Origin of the sequence: Bradyrhizobium sp. AZCC 1678 (genome assembly GCF_036924765.1) — a bacterium.
GTDB classification, from domain to species: domain Bacteria; phylum Pseudomonadota; class Alphaproteobacteria; order Rhizobiales; family Xanthobacteraceae; genus Bradyrhizobium; species Bradyrhizobium algeriense.
On sequence record NZ_JAZHSE010000001.1, the window covers coordinates 5,827,112 to 5,841,230 of the forward strand.

Below are 14,119 nucleotides of genomic sequence, written 5' to 3' on the forward strand. Positions count from 1 at the left end.
TAAAGCGCGGCGTAAAAACAATTCGGCCGGGATCTGCCTTGCGACCCCGCCCACTGCCTGGAGTCCTTGATGATCCCCCGCTATACCCGCCCGGAAATGGCCTCCATCTGGGAGCCCCAGACCCGCTTCAAGATCTGGTTCGAGATCGAGGCGCATGCGGCTGATGCGCTGGCGGAACTCGGCACAATCCCCAAGGAAGCAGCCAAGACGATCTGGGCCAAGGCCAGGGATGCCACCTTCGACGTGGCGCGGATCGACGAGATCGAGCGCGAGACCAAGCACGACGTCATCGCCTTCCTGACCCATCTGGCCGAAATCGTCGGCCCCGAGGCCCGCTTTGTCCACCAGGGCATGACCTCTTCCGACGTGCTCGACACCTGCCTCAACGTGCAACTCACCCGCGCCGCGGACCTGTTGATATCGGATATCGACAAGGTTCTGGCGGCGCTGAAAAAGCGCGCCTTCGAGCACAAGATGACGCCGACCATCGGACGCTCCCACGGCATCCACGCCGAGCCGGTGACGTTCGGGCTCAAGCTCGCCTATGCCTACGCGGAATTTTCCCGCGCCCGCGAGCGCCTGGTCGCCGCCCGCAAGGAGGTCGCCACCTGCGCAATTTCAGGCGCCGTCGGCACTTTTGCGCAGATCGATCCGCGCGTCGAAGAACATGTTGCGAAAGCGATGGGGCTGGTGCCCGAGCCGATCTCGACCCAGGTAATCCCGCGCGACCGCCACGCGATGTATTTTGCGACGCTCGGCGTGATCGCCTCCTCGGTCGAGCGGCTCTCGATCGAAATCCGCCATCTGCAGCGCACCGAGGTGCTGGAAGCCGAGGAGTTCTTCTCCGAGGGCCAGAAGGGTTCGTCGGCGATGCCGCACAAGCGCAACCCGGTGCTGTCGGAAAACCTCACCGGTCTCTCCCGCATGGTGCGCGCCTATGCGATGCCGGCGATGGAAAACGTCGCCCTCTGGCACGAGCGCGATATCTCGCACTCCTCGGCCGAACGCATGATCGGGCCGGACGCCACCGTGACGCTCGATTTTGCACTGATGCGCCTCGCCGGCCTGATCGAAAAGCTTTTGATCCATCCCGCCAACATGCAGAAGAACCTCGACCGTCTCGGCGGGCTCGTGCATTCGCAGCGGCTCCTGATCGCGCTGACGCAAAAGGGTGCCAGCCGCGAGGACGCCTACAAATACGTCCAGCGCAACGCCATGCCGGTCTGGCGCGGCGAAGGCGACTTCCAGACGCTGCTCAAGAAAGATCCTGACGTGAAGAAGCATCTGAGCGATGCCGAGATCGAAGAGCAGTTCGACCTCGGCTATCACTTCAAGCATGTCGACACGATTTTCAAGCGGGTGTTCGGCGAGAGCTGACAACGCACGCCGTCCGAACGCTTGACGGTCATCTCTCGGTCTGCAGCAAACCGACCACGAGATATCGGAAAGCCTCGACAGCCTTTGCAAAGACGGCGTGCGGATCGTCGGCTGCGGCAATCCAGAGCGAGGCGTTGAGCGCCGCTCCATTGATGAGCCGCGCGGCAGCTTCCGCATCCATCGGCCTCACCGTTCCTTCGTCGATAAGCGCCTGGATCGTTTGCGTCGTCGAGCGAAGACACGCAGTCTGGTTGGGCCATAGCGATGGATCGCCGAGCACGGCCGGCCCGTCTAGCAGCATGATGCGCTGGATCTCCGGCTCCAGCGCCATCTCGATATAGGCGACGCCCTCGGCGAGAAAGCCGAGCCACCGGGTCTCCGCCTGATCTTGTACAGCGCGCATTCGCGCCACCATTTCCGCGTCGATCTGCTCGATCACGGCCTGCAGCAGACCCTTCTTGTCGCCGAAATTGTGATAAAGCGCGCCGCGCGTCAGGCCGGCCTCGGCGGTTAAATCGTCCATCGACGCCGCCGCATAGCCTTTGGTCGCGAAAGCCTTACGGGCGGCCTGGGTGAGCTTGGCCCGGGTTTCCTCCACCATCTGTGCGCGTCGCTTGGCGGCCACCCTATCTCCGCAAGTTACATACGCTCCGTATGCTAGTTGACATACGCCGCGTATGTAACCTATAGAAACATACGGAGCGTATGTCAATTTATCGCTCGAGTAGGATGCAAACAGCCGGACCCGTGGAGGTCTGGCTTGGCTTGCCTTTGAACAGGAGTGACGTCATGGCCAAACGCGATGCAATCTTCCCTGCCGGCCGGCAGGCGCTCTACGAGATCAACCGTTATTCGGCGGCGATCCGCTCGGGCGACCTTCTGTTCGTCTCGGGCCAGGTCGGCAGCCGCGATGACGGGTCGCCCGAGCCGGTATTCGAAAAGCAGGTCCAGCTTGCCTTCGACAATCTCTCGGCCGTGCTGAAGTCTGCCGGTTGCACGTTTGATGATGTCGTTGACGTGACCACGTTCCATACCAATCCGGCCGCGCAGTGGGAGGCGGTCAACGCAATTCGCCTGAAGGAGATCGGTGAGCCGCCTTATCCGAATTGGACTGCGGTGGGCGTGAACTGGCTGGCTGGCTTCGATTTTGAAATCAAGGTCATCGCGCGCCTTCCTCAGTCCATCTGATCGATCGGCGGCGGGCGTTGCAAGGGACAGTGGACGAAGTGGCCGTCCGTCGTCTCTGGACACCCATCTCTCATCGACCGCAGGGTACCGCCCCCGCCCCAGCAGTCTTCCGGCCTTGCCAAACCGATTTAGATCATTCCAAATTGTCCCAATCGCCGTCGACTCCGTGATCCCGCCGGCACCCCTTAAAGCAACCCAACGGTAACCGCAGATCGGCTAAGGTCGCAGCGTGTCAGCCCCGCCCACCATCCTCGTCTTCGACTCCGGCCTTGGCGGCCTCACGGTCCTGCGCGAGATCGTCCGCGCCCGGCCCGACGCGCACTATGTCTATGTCGCCGACGACGCGTTCTTTCCCTATGGCCATCACGGCGAGGAAGAGATCATCGCCCGCGTGGTGCCGCTGATCGGCGAGTTGATCGCACGCCACGCCCCCGCTTTGGTGGTAATTGCCTGCAACACCGCTTCCACGCTTGTGATGTCGCACCTGCGCAGCGCCTACAGCGCGCCGTTCGTCGGCACCGTGCCTGCGATCAAGCCGGCCTGCGCCAACTCAAAGACCAAACGCGTGTCGGTGCTCGGCACCAAGGGCACCGTCAAGCGCGAATACACCCGGCGCCTGATCGATGATTTCGCGCAAGGCTGCGAAGTGACGCTGGTGGGATCGGCGGAACTCGCCTCGCTCGCCGAATCCGCCCTCAGCGGCAACGACGTCCGCGACGAGGATATCGCAGCCGAGCTTGCCCCCTGCTTTGTCGGAAATGGCGATGATCGTACCGACACCGTCGTGCTGGCCTGCACCCACTATCCGCTGCTGCTCGACCGCCTGACAAGGCTCGCGCCGTGGCCGGTCGACTGGATCGATCCGGCACCCGCCATCGCCCGGCGCGTGTCCGACCTGCTCGTATCTCCAAGCCGGAAAAGCGATCAGGCCGGGGCCGAGATGATCTTCACCTCCCAGCGGCCACACAGGCTGAGCCAGGCACTGATGCCGTTTTTCGGCGGCCGCGTCCTGGCATAAAGGCGCCTGTGGGCGCGTATTCAAAAAAGAAGAGTCGAGAAGGCACCGCTGAAGCGGAGAAAGCACCGGCGATGGTCTCGATTATTGTCGCGGCAGATCAAAAGTTCCTCCACACGAAACTGTAAGACCCTCTGGTAGGCGACACCGGGCCACCTTTCCGGATGAGCCCCGCCGGACCGTGCCACCCAGGCAATCTATGCCGGATGCCATATTCAGGCTGGCTGCGACTCTTGGCAGAATTTCGCGCATGCTACTCGAGCAGACGATCACCCTTGGGCAAATGCGGCAGTCCGGCGCTCGCCGACTGCATGTGTTCTGCGGCGATTACAAGTGCTCGCATTCGGTTGAGATAGACGCTGACTGTTGGCCCGCGAGCCTGCGGCTGTCCGATCTGGAGGCCCTATTCGTCTGCTTGGTTTGCGGCCATCGCGGCGCCGACGTGCGGCCGGATGAGCAAGGAGCAGAACGTCGGCTCGCCAGCGTCGACCGGTGAGAACATCTGCCGAGACTTGGGGTCTTCGTAGAACTACGCGGACAATTTAGGAACGAACTCTCACGCCGGCGTACTACGGCCGCCTCCGCTCCTTCTTCCCAGACACCCCACAGCCCGGAGGCAGGTCTGCCAGCCCCGGTGTTTGAGCACCACCAGGAGGCCGCGGCTTGGCTGGTCAGCGTGAGCGGGCTTCGATAAGCTGCAGCCTACGAACGGTCGCCGTCGGGTCTAGGCTTTGTCTCTCGGCCGGCCACAGCTCTCAGTTCCGGAGCAGGGTGCAGGCCCAGCGATGATAGCCACTTGCTTATGTGAGCACGGACCAACTTGATGAACTTGGTCGGAAACCCGCCCTACTGCTATCGATGTCGACTGACAGTTGTCCGGGGCGGCGCCGTGAAGAAGAGGCCGAGACGTGGGCGGCCTTAATCCTCCTCCAATCGGCGAAGCTGAGCCAGTAACTCTGCCTCTAATTCCCGAAGGTGAGTTGCCGTTGGTTCACTAACGTACTCTTTGGCAAGCTGTCTACAGCGCGCCAACTTTTCATGGATTGCCAATTCTTCTCGCTCGCCATCCATAAACGTAAGATACGGCAAAGGGAGAAATGTTCAACACCAGCACTATGGCCAAGTTGGTTGGTTCAACTGCGACATGCACAATCAGCGTCTAGTCTAATCAAGCTAGAACTGGGGCTTGCGGTGGGATACAAAAAAGGTTCATTCTGAACGCACCATATTTAATTGGATTGCGGCGGGTAGCCCGGGCTGCCGGCGCCAGACAATTTAGACGTGGCGTTGGGGTAGCAAGAGGATTAAGGCGCCGCGCTGGGCAGGCGAGGTCAAGCCTATGTTAGATGTGTCCCTGGACCAAGAAACATTCACGCGCTGCATCCGGCTGGTGATCGCAGATCGACAACCAATCGTTCTGCAGGGATTGACGTCGGTATTCGCAGCTCAGGACGACTTCGAGATTGTTGCGTCGTGTAGCCGCGGAACAAGCTGCCTCGATGCGATTCGGAATTTGGCACCCGACGTTGCGCTCGTTGCTGACACGTTGCCTGACCTGACGGTATCCAAGATCCTCGCCATTGCGAAAGCCGAGAATCTTCCCACTCGGCTGGTGTTCTTTGCCGAATCCGAAGGAGACGGCGATCTCACCGCGGCAATCGCGGCCGGCGCTTGCAGTGCAATTTCGAGCTACGCAAACCCTGACACCATTCTGCGTTCCCTGAGGCTGATGACGGAGCGCACCAGTGCGCGACCGACACCGTCCCCAGAGCTCGCGCCAAACGGGAAGGAAGTAGACGGCGCCAAAATCGAAAAAAAGCTGAGGGTGCTCACGCATCGCGAGCGCGAAATCATACGACTGGTGGCCGAAGGTTTGTCGAACAAGGAGATTGCGCGCCAGCTGAACCTTTCCCCAGGCACAGTCAAAGTACACCTCTACAACATATTTCATAAGCTTGAAATCAGTAATAGGACCGTGCTCGCCACGATCGCGCTGTTGCAACGATCCACCGGCTTCGGGACGCTCTCGCTCGCCTTGGCGTTCGCAATTTTGAGCGAGATCAAGGCGTCAGACGCGAACAACGCCTTCCTGGATGACGACAGCACTGCCGACAAGGATCTTGAGCACTCCGTATTTGAGCTCTGGAAGAAAGCGATCCTCCGGCACGTCATCGTTGCGGATCCCGGCGAGACGGTCGTGCTCACCCAGAGAGACTCCCCAATTAAGGTGAACCAAGTCGCGCACTCGGCGGCGAGAATGGGAGAGCTGCACGCGGCTGAGCAGGCCGCCCTCTCCAACTTCGGGAGAGGCTACGGCCTGATTGGATCCGGCACGCCCTATCTTTTCATTTCGCCGCTGCTGCAAGCGATTAACCCGACCGGCAGCTCCACGGCGCAGCAGCAGTTCCCGCCGCTGGCGTTTGCCTCGAACCCGATAACGAGTCGTGGAGGCTATGGCGGCTTCAGCATGACGGCCGCCGGCGTGGGGATCTACACACTCGACAACTCCCATGCCGCAGCGCAGGTGCTCGACCCCGGCGAAACGCTGATCGACACACCCACGGTCGCCACCATGGATGGCACCACACAAGTGGCGACGATCACCATTCATGGCGCCGGCCATGTAGACCCCAACGATGTCGACAACCTGGCTTCGGGGCCAGTTGTCCACGACTCCAGCCTGCTGCTCGAGTTTGGACACGACAGCGCCACAGGAGAAGGCAACGCGGGCCAAATAATCCATGGCGTCGCCGGTGACGACACCCTCAATGGCACCGGCCTAGTGGATGTTATCTACGGAGCCGCGGGGAACGATACGATTAGGGATATCGGTGGTGACGACACGATCTATGGAGGATCCGGCAGCGACACAATCAACGGCAACAACGGCAACGATACCATCATCGGCGGAGATGACGGTGACCAGCTGACGGGCAGCAAGGACGATGACATCTTTGTCTATCTTTCAGCGATCGATTCCAACGCTACCCAGTTCGACACCATCATCGATTTCACATCGGGGGAGGACAAGATCAACCTGGCGGCTTTCGGCGCGCTGGCGTTCCTGCACCTGACGTCAGCAAGCAAGTCCGTGCCGCCGCATACCCTCGCCTGGATCTACAACCCCGCGAGCAATGAAACGATCGTCTATGTGAATCCGACGGATCGCAGCCTTGATATCGGCGATCCGGGCCTGCTCGAAATCCATTTGCAGGGAGTTGTGTCCGTTGCCGAGTCGGATTTCGTCTACGAGCAGGAAGCGGCGGCTGTCGCGGCGGCTTTGGAAGGAATCGATCCTGCGCTGCTGGCGGCTGCGAGCGATGGGACCGTTGTCACGGCGGATACCGCCATTGAAGCGGATGCGAGCGAGAGCGCGGTCGAAACGGATGGTATCTGGACCATGCCTGCTGACGACGGTTTGAGGTTCCATTTCGGGCGAGACCGGGTCGGTTCCAACGTTTCGAGTAGGCTCATCAATTTCGGCGACGATCCAACTTATGCAACTGAGCAAAACGACGACAATGGTGCGGTTACTGTGCCGGTGCACGTATCATTAATCGAGCTTGCTCATAGCCAAGCGACGGTCCTGACCGAGGACAATCTCACTTTCAAGAAGGAGCCGGTCCACGCGAACACCGGGGCTAAGGAAACCGGGAATGGCAAGGCACCCGCAACCGCCGGGTTTGAAATTCTCGAGTTTGGGATACAAAGCGCCGCCCCGGTCGCAGTCGCCGACCCGGTCGAACCTAGCGTCGCACCGGGTGATGGTGGCGGCCATGGCAACCCGTCGCACCCGTCACACTCGGCCTCTGCAAAAGCATCGGCGGCCGGCGAACTAACCGAGCCGGGCGTCACATCGGGCAACGGCGTCGGCCACAACAACGCGCACTCTTCACACCCGGCCTCCGCAAGCATTATGGAAGCGGCCGACCCGGTCGAACCTGGCGTCGCACCGGGTGATGGTGGCGGCCATGGCAACCCGCCGCACCCTTCACACTCGGCCTCTGCAAAGGCACTGGCGGCCGGCGAACTAACCGAACCAGGCGTCACATCGGGCAACGGCGTCGGCCACAACAACGCGCACTCTTCACACTCGGCCTCCGCAAGCACTATGGAAGCGGCCGAGCCGGTCGAACCTGACGTGGCACCGGGGAATGGTGGCGGCCACGGCAACGCGTCGCACGCTTCACATGCGGCCTCTGCAACGGCATTGGCGGCCGGCGAACCAACCGAACCGGGCGTCACATCGGGCAACGGCGTCGGCCACAACAACTCGCATGCCTCACACTCGGCATCCACTAGCGCTGCGGAAGCGGCCGAGCCGGTCGAACCCGGCGTCGCACCGGGGAATAGTGGCGGCCACGGCAACTCGCCGCCCCCTTCACACGCGGCCTCTGCAACGGCATTGGCGGCCGGCGAACCAACCGAATCGGGCGTCACATCGGGCAACGGCGTCGGCCACAACAACGCGCACGCTTCACACTCGGCATCCGCAAGCGCTGTGGAAGCGGCCGAGCCGGTCGAACCCGGCGTCGCACCGGGCAATAGTGGCGGCCATGGCAACTCGTCGCACGCTTCACACTCGGCCTCTGCAACGGCATTGGCGGCCGGCGAACTAACCGAACCGGGCGTCACATCGGGCAACGGCGTCGGCCACAACAACGCGCACGCTTCACACTCGGCATCCGCAAGCGCTGTGGAAGCGGCCGAGCCGGTCGAACCCGGCGTCGCACGGGAGAATAGTGGCGGCCACGGCAACTCGCCGCCCCCTTCACACTCGGCCTCTGCAACGGCATTGGCGGCCGGTGAATTAACCGAACCGGACGTCACACCGGGCGACGGCGTCGGCCACAACAACGCACACGCTTCAACGGCATCCGCAAGCGCTGTGGAAGCGGCCGAGCCGGTCGAACCTAACGTCGCACCGGGTAATGGTGGCAGCCAAGGCAACTCGACGCACGCTTCGCACTCTGCCTCTGCGAACGCATCAGCGGACACCCCCCAGCCGGCCGACCCCGCGTTCGGGATCGGCGGCGCTGGCCACGAACCGGCATTCCACTTCAAAGATCAGGCTCCCCCTTCCACCCCCACCGCGGCCGTTGCGCTGGAAGAGCTTAACGATACGTCCGCTCTCCTCGTTCACAGCGCCGAGTTGGCGGCAATCCTTGAGATGGGCTCAGCTGCCATGGAGGAACACGCGACCAGTCACGACAACAACGGTCAGCACCATTCCATGGCACATTTGTCCCACGATCTGCTCACGTGAAACGTTGTTGGCGGCGGGGTCCCCTACGGATCGAATAAGGCCGAGGCGCTGCAGCGGCCGCTGCCCGACGATGCGCTCAAAATCGTGATGCGCGGACGAAGGCGCGGCTCGGCTACAGCAGAACCGTGCCGACGCCTTTAAGCAGGATGCAATTTTCTAGGTAGTCCCGAGGCCGGCCTTGGCGCATTGCTCGTCCTGGTCGCCGGTGACGCCGCTCACTCCCACTCCGCCAGTGACTTTGCCGTCGACCATGATCGGCAATCCGCCCGGCGAGGCGAAGACACCGGGAAGTGTGGCCGTGGCCGGCCCGCCTTTGTTGATCGCCTCCATGAAAACGCGCGTCGGGCGCCGATAGGTCGCCGCGGACTTCGCCTTGCCGATGGCGATGTCCATGCTGCCCGTCTGCGTGTTGTCCATGCGTTCGAAATACACCAGGAATCCGTGATTATCGACCACGGCGACCGCCACATTCCATCCGTTCTTCTGGCATTCGGCGACGACGCCGGCTGCGATCTTCTTCGCGCCCGCGGCATTGACTGCGGTGCCGTAATCGGGGCGCTTGTCCTGAGCAGATGCGCCGACGGTAAGGGCGGCAAGTGCGGCAGCGACCAGTATTATCCTCATCTTCGTCTCCTCCCCTAGGTTTATTGTGCAGGGATTATACCGGGACGAAACGCCGGTGTGCGGTCAATGATGTCGCAAACCCCCTCTGTTTAGGGCCAGCCAAGCGCTGATGTGGGTGCACGCCTAGCCCAATTGCCGGCCTGCCATCCGTCCGATCTCCGCGAAGACCGCTTCGAACTGCTTTGATGCGGTTTTTCGGCAGGCGCGTCCCGGTGTAAAGCCGCCGAGCGCGCTTGCGCCCAGGGACAAAAGCAACCCGGGCCGCGATACCCAATGTCCGAGTTCGGCTGCTCGAAGGGCCGAGGTCGGCATAAAGCCGACCCGGCATTGCAGGCTTTCTACCGCTCAGCGGTGACAAGCTGATAGGCGCCGCGCTCGAGCGCGTCGTAGGTGGCCAGCGCCTTGGCGTCGGCGAATGGCAGGTACTGCATCATGATCACGCCGGCGATGCCGCGCGCCGGATCGATCCAGAAGAACGTGTTGTTGATGCCGCCCCAGCTCAGGCTGCCGGGGGAGCGCTTGCCGGCTACCTGATCGGCCGTGATGAGGAAGCCCAGCCCCCACTTGTCTCGACCGTCAGCGATGAAGGTGAAATCGGCGCTCCGCGGCAGCGCGCTTTTGAGTGCGGGGACCGAGACCGCGCCGATGTGGTTCTGGCCCATCAGCGCCACCGTCTCGGCCTTGAGCACACGCGTCCCGTCAAGCGCGCCGCCGTTGAGCAGCATCCGCACGAAGCGTCCGTAGTCATCAGCGGTCGATGCGAGGCCGCCGCCACCGATCGGCGCCGCGATGGTGAGCCCGAGCTGCGGCTTTTGCAATTCTATAGCGCCGTCCATGCGCTGGCCGGCGCGCTGCTGTTGAGCAACGAGGCGTGCCCCCTTTGCCTCCGGCACGTTGTAGGACGTGTCATCCATCTTGAGCGGGGCAAAGATGTGCTGGCGGAAATAATCCTCGAGCTTCTGGCCGGACACCACCTCGACCAGTCTGCCGACGACATCGGTGCTGGTGCTGTAGTGCCAGCGCTCGCCCGGATCGAACAGCAGCGGTCCGCCGAACGGATATTTTTCGCCGTCGCGCGGCTTGAAATCGCGCCAGATCGGGCTGGTGAACGGATATGCCAATCCGGACGTGTGCGTCAGGAAGTGTTTGACGGTCGCCGGTCTTGATGCCGGGCGGAGCACGTAGGCTCCGGTAGTGGCGTCGAACGATTCAAAGACTTTCAGTCCCGCAAGCTCAGGCAGGTATTTCTCGGCCGGGTCATCGAGACCGAGGCGGCCCTGCTCGACGAGCTGCATCAATGCGACAGAAGTGACCGGCTTGGTCATCGAGGCGATGCGAAACAGCGCGTCTGATGTGAGCGGCCGCCCGGTCGCGACATCGGCTACGCCAAATGCGCCCTGATAAAGCACCCGCTCGCGATCGGTGATCAGCGCGACCACGCCCGGGACGTCCTTGCTCTCGACCGCGCCGCGCAGGCTTGTGTCGAGAGCCGCACTCGATGGTGAATTCTGTGCGTTCGCGTCGCCGGCCAACATAGCAACGGCAGCGCTCAACGTGACGACCATTCCGGCAGCCTTTCGATTCATGGAAGCCTCCCTGTTGCGCGAGAAGCCCCGGGCATCGCCAGCGCTCCTCTCCCGAGGCTAATTTTTTGTTTGATGACGGCGCGGTGGACACAGCGCCGCCTCTGCCTCTCGCATGGTGACACTAGCACTCGGCATGCGTCGAGTCCCGAATTCCCTCGATCATGGGTTGCGCAGGCGAGAGCAACGGCGGACTGCTCGCGTACCCGTGGGCACTAGCCCAATTGCCCGCCTGCCATCCGTCCGATTTCCGCAAAGATCGCTTCGAATTGCGGCGGCGTGGGCGAGCCTCCCTGCGTATAGGCGCAAATCAGCACCGGCCCGCCCACCTTTGGCCAGGCGATCGCGATATCGCCGGAGGCGTCCTTGCCGTTGTTGCCGGTCTTGTCGCCGATCTTCCAGTCCTTCGGCAGACCACCGCGCAGGCGGTTGTTGCCGGTCTTGCAGCCCACGAGCCACTCCGTGAGATGTTCGCGTGAGCCCTGCGACAGCGCCTCCCCCAGCACGAAGCGGCGCAGATTTCCGGCCATGGCGGCGGGCATGGTGGTGTCGTTGGGATCGCCGGGCGGCGAGCGGTTCAACTCCGGCTCGTTATGGTCGAGGCGCGAAACCGTATCTCCAGTCGCGCGCCAGAACGCGGTCAGCGCGGCCGGGCCGCCGGACCGCGCCAGCAACAGATTGGCGCAGGTATTGTCGCTGAGTTCGACGATGGCCTTGCACATGTCCGAGACCGACATGGCGCCCGCAGCAAGGTTCGCTTTGGCGACCGGCGCATAGTCAAGAAGGTCCGCCGCGGCATACCCGACCATGTCTTCAAGGCGCTCCTCACCGCGGTCGACCCGTGCCAGCACGAAGGCGGCCAGCGAGGCCTTGAACGTGCTGCACATGACGAAGCGCTCCTCGGCGCGCCAGACGATCTTCGCGCCGCTTGCGAGATTTTCGGCGTAAAGGCCGATCCGTCCAGCGGTTTCGCGCTCATACGCTGCAAGCACCGGCGGCGCCTCCTCCGCGAGCGCCGGCGAGAGCACGAAGCCAGATGCCGCGGCCAGGAATGTACGTCGATTGATCGTCATGAAAGCATCCTTTGCACCAAATCCTCGCGTTGCGTTGCTTGCCGCTTGCGCCGGAATCATGGCGAGCCAAATGCGATGCGTTAAAAACAATGTGGCTCGATAGGCCACGGATTTATCCTTATGATACCAGCCACCCATTTTTGAATCGGCCGTTTGATTTAAGGAGTTTCCGCCTTGACCTCCGCAAAACCTGCGCCGCTCAACCGCCTGCGCCAGCTATGGCGGGAGGGACGCCCGACCTTCGGCGCGATCGCGACCATTCCCTCGATCCAGACGGTGCAGATCATGGCGCGCTCCGGGATCGACTGGATCATCGTCGATCTCGAGCATGGGCCGATCGATCTCGGTTCGGCACATGCGATGATCACGGCCACCTCAGGCACGCCCTGCGTGCCGATGGTACGGATCGCCGCCAACGAGCCCTGGCTTGCGAAAGCGCCGATGGACCTCGGCGCGCTCGGCATCAATTTTCCGATGATCTGCAGCCGCGCGGATGCCGAAAAGGCCGTGCGGAGCGTGCGCTACCCGCCAAAGGGCGACCGGTTGTGGGGCCCGTTCCACGCGCCGTTCCGCTGGGGCCTATCGATGGCGGATTATATGGCGACCGCTGATGACGACATGATCTGCATGATCACCATCGAGCATGTCGAGGCGGTCGAGCGCATCGACGAGATCATGGCGACACCAGGCATCGACCTCGCGGTGATCGGGCCCGGCGACCTCGCCACGTCGATCGACAAGCGCGGCCTGCCCGACGATCCCGAGGTGCTGGCGCTGATGGCGCGCGCCGAGGCCGGCATCCTGAGGAGCGGCATGCCGATCGGCGGCGTCGCCCGCACGGCCGAGCAGGCCAACCGGATGATCGAACGCGGCTATGTCGCGCTGGCGCTGGGCTTCGACTGGTCGCTGTTCCAGCGCGGCATCGCGGCGAGCTTTGACGGGATCAAGCGATAGGTGCCGAGACGGCGGCAAACCCTTCAAAGTCCTTGGGGTTTACATCGCCCTCGGAGGCCCGGCCGCCGGCCATCCGGGCGAATCCGGATACGAACCCTCTGGCGTCAAAACGCCTTGTTCGTGCTAGATGAGGTGCTGGCAGGCAGCCTGGGCGGCCTGCCGGTTTTCTGATTGATCTATTGCGGAAACCCTGAGCGGAGCGATGCGCGGAACGGTTCGAAAAATCACACTACCGCGCCGCCTGGTCGCCGACCTCATGCACGCGTCGATCCGTGTGCCTTTTGTTTCGCTCACACGTCCGCTTCATATCCGCACCTTGCAGGAAGCTCGTGCGCAGGCCGCCCAACGGCCAGGCTGGGCCGCGATCTTCGTCAAGGCCTTCGCGCTGGTGGCGAAGGAAGAGCCGGTGCTGCGCACGCTCTACGTCAAATGGCCGATGCCTGCCTTTTACGAACTGCCGCGCAGCGTCGCGATGGTGGCGATCGCCCGGGTCGAGGACGGCCAGGATTGCGTGCTGCCGCAAAAGGTCACCGCGCCGGATGAAATGCCGCTTGCCGAGGTCGATGCCCTGATCCGGCACGCCAAGGAGGCGCCGATCGACGAGGTGCCGGCGTTCCGGAAGATTTTGCGAACCACCCGGCTGCCGCTGCCGCTGCGGCGGCTGTTCTGGGCGATCGGGCTCAATTTCGGCCGCCAGCGGGCCAATTATTTCGGCAGTTTTGGCGTGACCTCGGTGGCCGCCTATGGCGCCGGCCAGCTCCACGCCATCAGCCCTGGACCGTTTGTCCTGAGCTATGGGGTGGAAAAACCCGATCAGACCATCGATGTGGTGCTGCGCTGGGATCACCGGGTTACCGACGCCGCTCCGATGGCCAAGGCGCTGAACCGGCTGGAACAGGTGCTGAACGGTGAAATTGCCGCCGAATTGCGCTCCAATCGGCAGCAAAGCGACCCCAAACCGGTCCGGGCGGTCGCGACCTGACGGGGACCGATTTGGCCCGGAAAAGCGGCCGTTTTCGTTGACAGAACGGCGGTTTCT

At 62.7% G+C, this 14,119-nt stretch carries 10 protein-coding genes; 6 read left to right on the top strand and 4 right to left on the bottom strand.

Going from position 1 to position 14,119, the window contains the following annotated elements:
* Positions 1-69: 69 nt before the first annotated feature.
* Positions 70-1,377 (top strand): adenylosuccinate lyase, encoded by a 1,308-nt coding sequence (purB, locus tag V1294_RS28060; protein WP_334501701.1) that lies wholly within the window; start codon positions 70-72, stop codon positions 1,375-1,377.
* 28 nt (positions 1,378-1,405) lie between these two features.
* Here purB and V1294_RS28065 read toward each other — a convergent pair whose 3' ends face one another.
* A complete protein-coding gene (locus tag V1294_RS28065; RefSeq protein ID WP_334501704.1) occupies positions 1,406-2,002 on the bottom strand; it encodes a TetR/AcrR family transcriptional regulator in 597 nt (198 codons plus the stop codon).
* A gap of 164 nt (positions 2,003-2,166) precedes the next feature.
* On the opposite strand from V1294_RS28065, the gene V1294_RS28070 reads away from it, so the two are divergent.
* From V1294_RS28070 to V1294_RS28080, 3 genes are all read left to right on the top strand, one after another.
* The gene (locus V1294_RS28070; RefSeq protein ID WP_334479104.1) at positions 2,167-2,565 is read left to right on the top strand and encodes a RidA family protein; all 399 of its coding nucleotides are present in this window, start codon (positions 2,167-2,169) and stop codon (positions 2,563-2,565) included.
* Positions 2,566-2,794: 229 nt separating this feature from the next.
* Entirely contained in the window at positions 2,795-3,583 is a 789-nt protein-coding gene (murI, locus tag V1294_RS28075; protein ID WP_334501706.1) for a glutamate racemase, read from the top strand.
* 1,336 nt (positions 3,584-4,919) lie between these two features.
* The gene (locus V1294_RS28080; RefSeq protein ID WP_334501708.1) at positions 4,920-8,846 is read left to right on the top strand and encodes a LuxR C-terminal-related transcriptional regulator; all 3,927 of its coding nucleotides are present in this window, start codon (positions 4,920-4,922) and stop codon (positions 8,844-8,846) included.
* Positions 8,847-9,002: 156 nt separating this feature from the next.
* Here the strand turns inward: V1294_RS28080 and V1294_RS28085 are convergent, their stop codons facing one another.
* The 3 genes from V1294_RS28085 to bla all read right to left on the bottom strand — a co-directional run bounded on the left by V1294_RS28085 (position 9,003) and on the right by bla (position 12,126).
* On the bottom strand, positions 9,003-9,470 hold the full coding sequence (locus V1294_RS28085) for a GlcG/HbpS family heme-binding protein (RefSeq protein WP_334501710.1): 468 nt from the start codon (positions 9,468-9,470) through the stop codon (positions 9,003-9,005).
* A 338-nt stretch (positions 9,471-9,808) separates the two neighbouring features.
* The gene (locus V1294_RS28090) at positions 9,809-11,056 is read right to left on the bottom strand and encodes a serine hydrolase domain-containing protein (RefSeq protein WP_334501712.1); all 1,248 of its coding nucleotides are present in this window, start codon (positions 11,054-11,056) and stop codon (positions 9,809-9,811) included.
* Between the two features lie 212 nt (positions 11,057-11,268).
* Positions 11,269-12,126, bottom strand: coding sequence for a class A beta-lactamase (bla, locus tag V1294_RS28095; protein WP_334501714.1), 858 nt, complete (start codon positions 12,124-12,126; stop codon positions 11,269-11,271).
* Between the two features lie 174 nt (positions 12,127-12,300).
* On the opposite strand from bla, the gene V1294_RS28100 reads away from it, so the two are divergent.
* Positions 12,301-13,080 carry an HpcH/HpaI aldolase family protein gene (locus tag V1294_RS28100; RefSeq protein WP_334501716.1) on the top strand — a complete coding sequence of 260 codons (780 nt, stop codon included), beginning with the start codon at positions 12,301-12,303 and terminating at the stop codon, positions 13,078-13,080.
* A gap of 202 nt (positions 13,081-13,282) precedes the next feature.
* Positions 13,283-14,062, top strand: coding sequence for an acyltransferase (locus tag V1294_RS28105; RefSeq protein WP_334501718.1), 780 nt, complete (start codon positions 13,283-13,285; stop codon positions 14,060-14,062).
* Positions 14,063-14,119 lie beyond the last annotated feature (57 nt).

Coding starts and splice junctions, on each gene's coding strand:
- V1294_RS28070 (WP_334479104.1), top strand. CDS start 2,167: ATGGCCAAACGCGATGCAATCTTCCCTGCCGGCCGGCAGGCGCTCTAC.
- V1294_RS28090 (WP_334501712.1), bottom strand. CDS start 11,056: ATGAATCGAAAGGCTGCCGGAATGGTCGTCACGTTGAGCGCTGCCGTT.
- V1294_RS28085 (WP_334501710.1), bottom strand. CDS start 9,470: ATGAGGATAATACTGGTCGCTGCCGCACTTGCCGCCCTTACCGTCGGC.
- V1294_RS28080 (WP_334501708.1), top strand. CDS start 4,920: ATGTTAGATGTGTCCCTGGACCAAGAAACATTCACGCGCTGCATCCGG.
- V1294_RS28105 (WP_334501718.1), top strand. CDS start 13,283: ATGCGCGGAACGGTTCGAAAAATCACACTACCGCGCCGCCTGGTCGCC.
- purB (WP_334501701.1), top strand. CDS start 70: ATGATCCCCCGCTATACCCGCCCGGAAATGGCCTCCATCTGGGAGCCC.
- bla (WP_334501714.1), bottom strand. CDS start 12,126: ATGACGATCAATCGACGTACATTCCTGGCCGCGGCATCTGGCTTCGTG.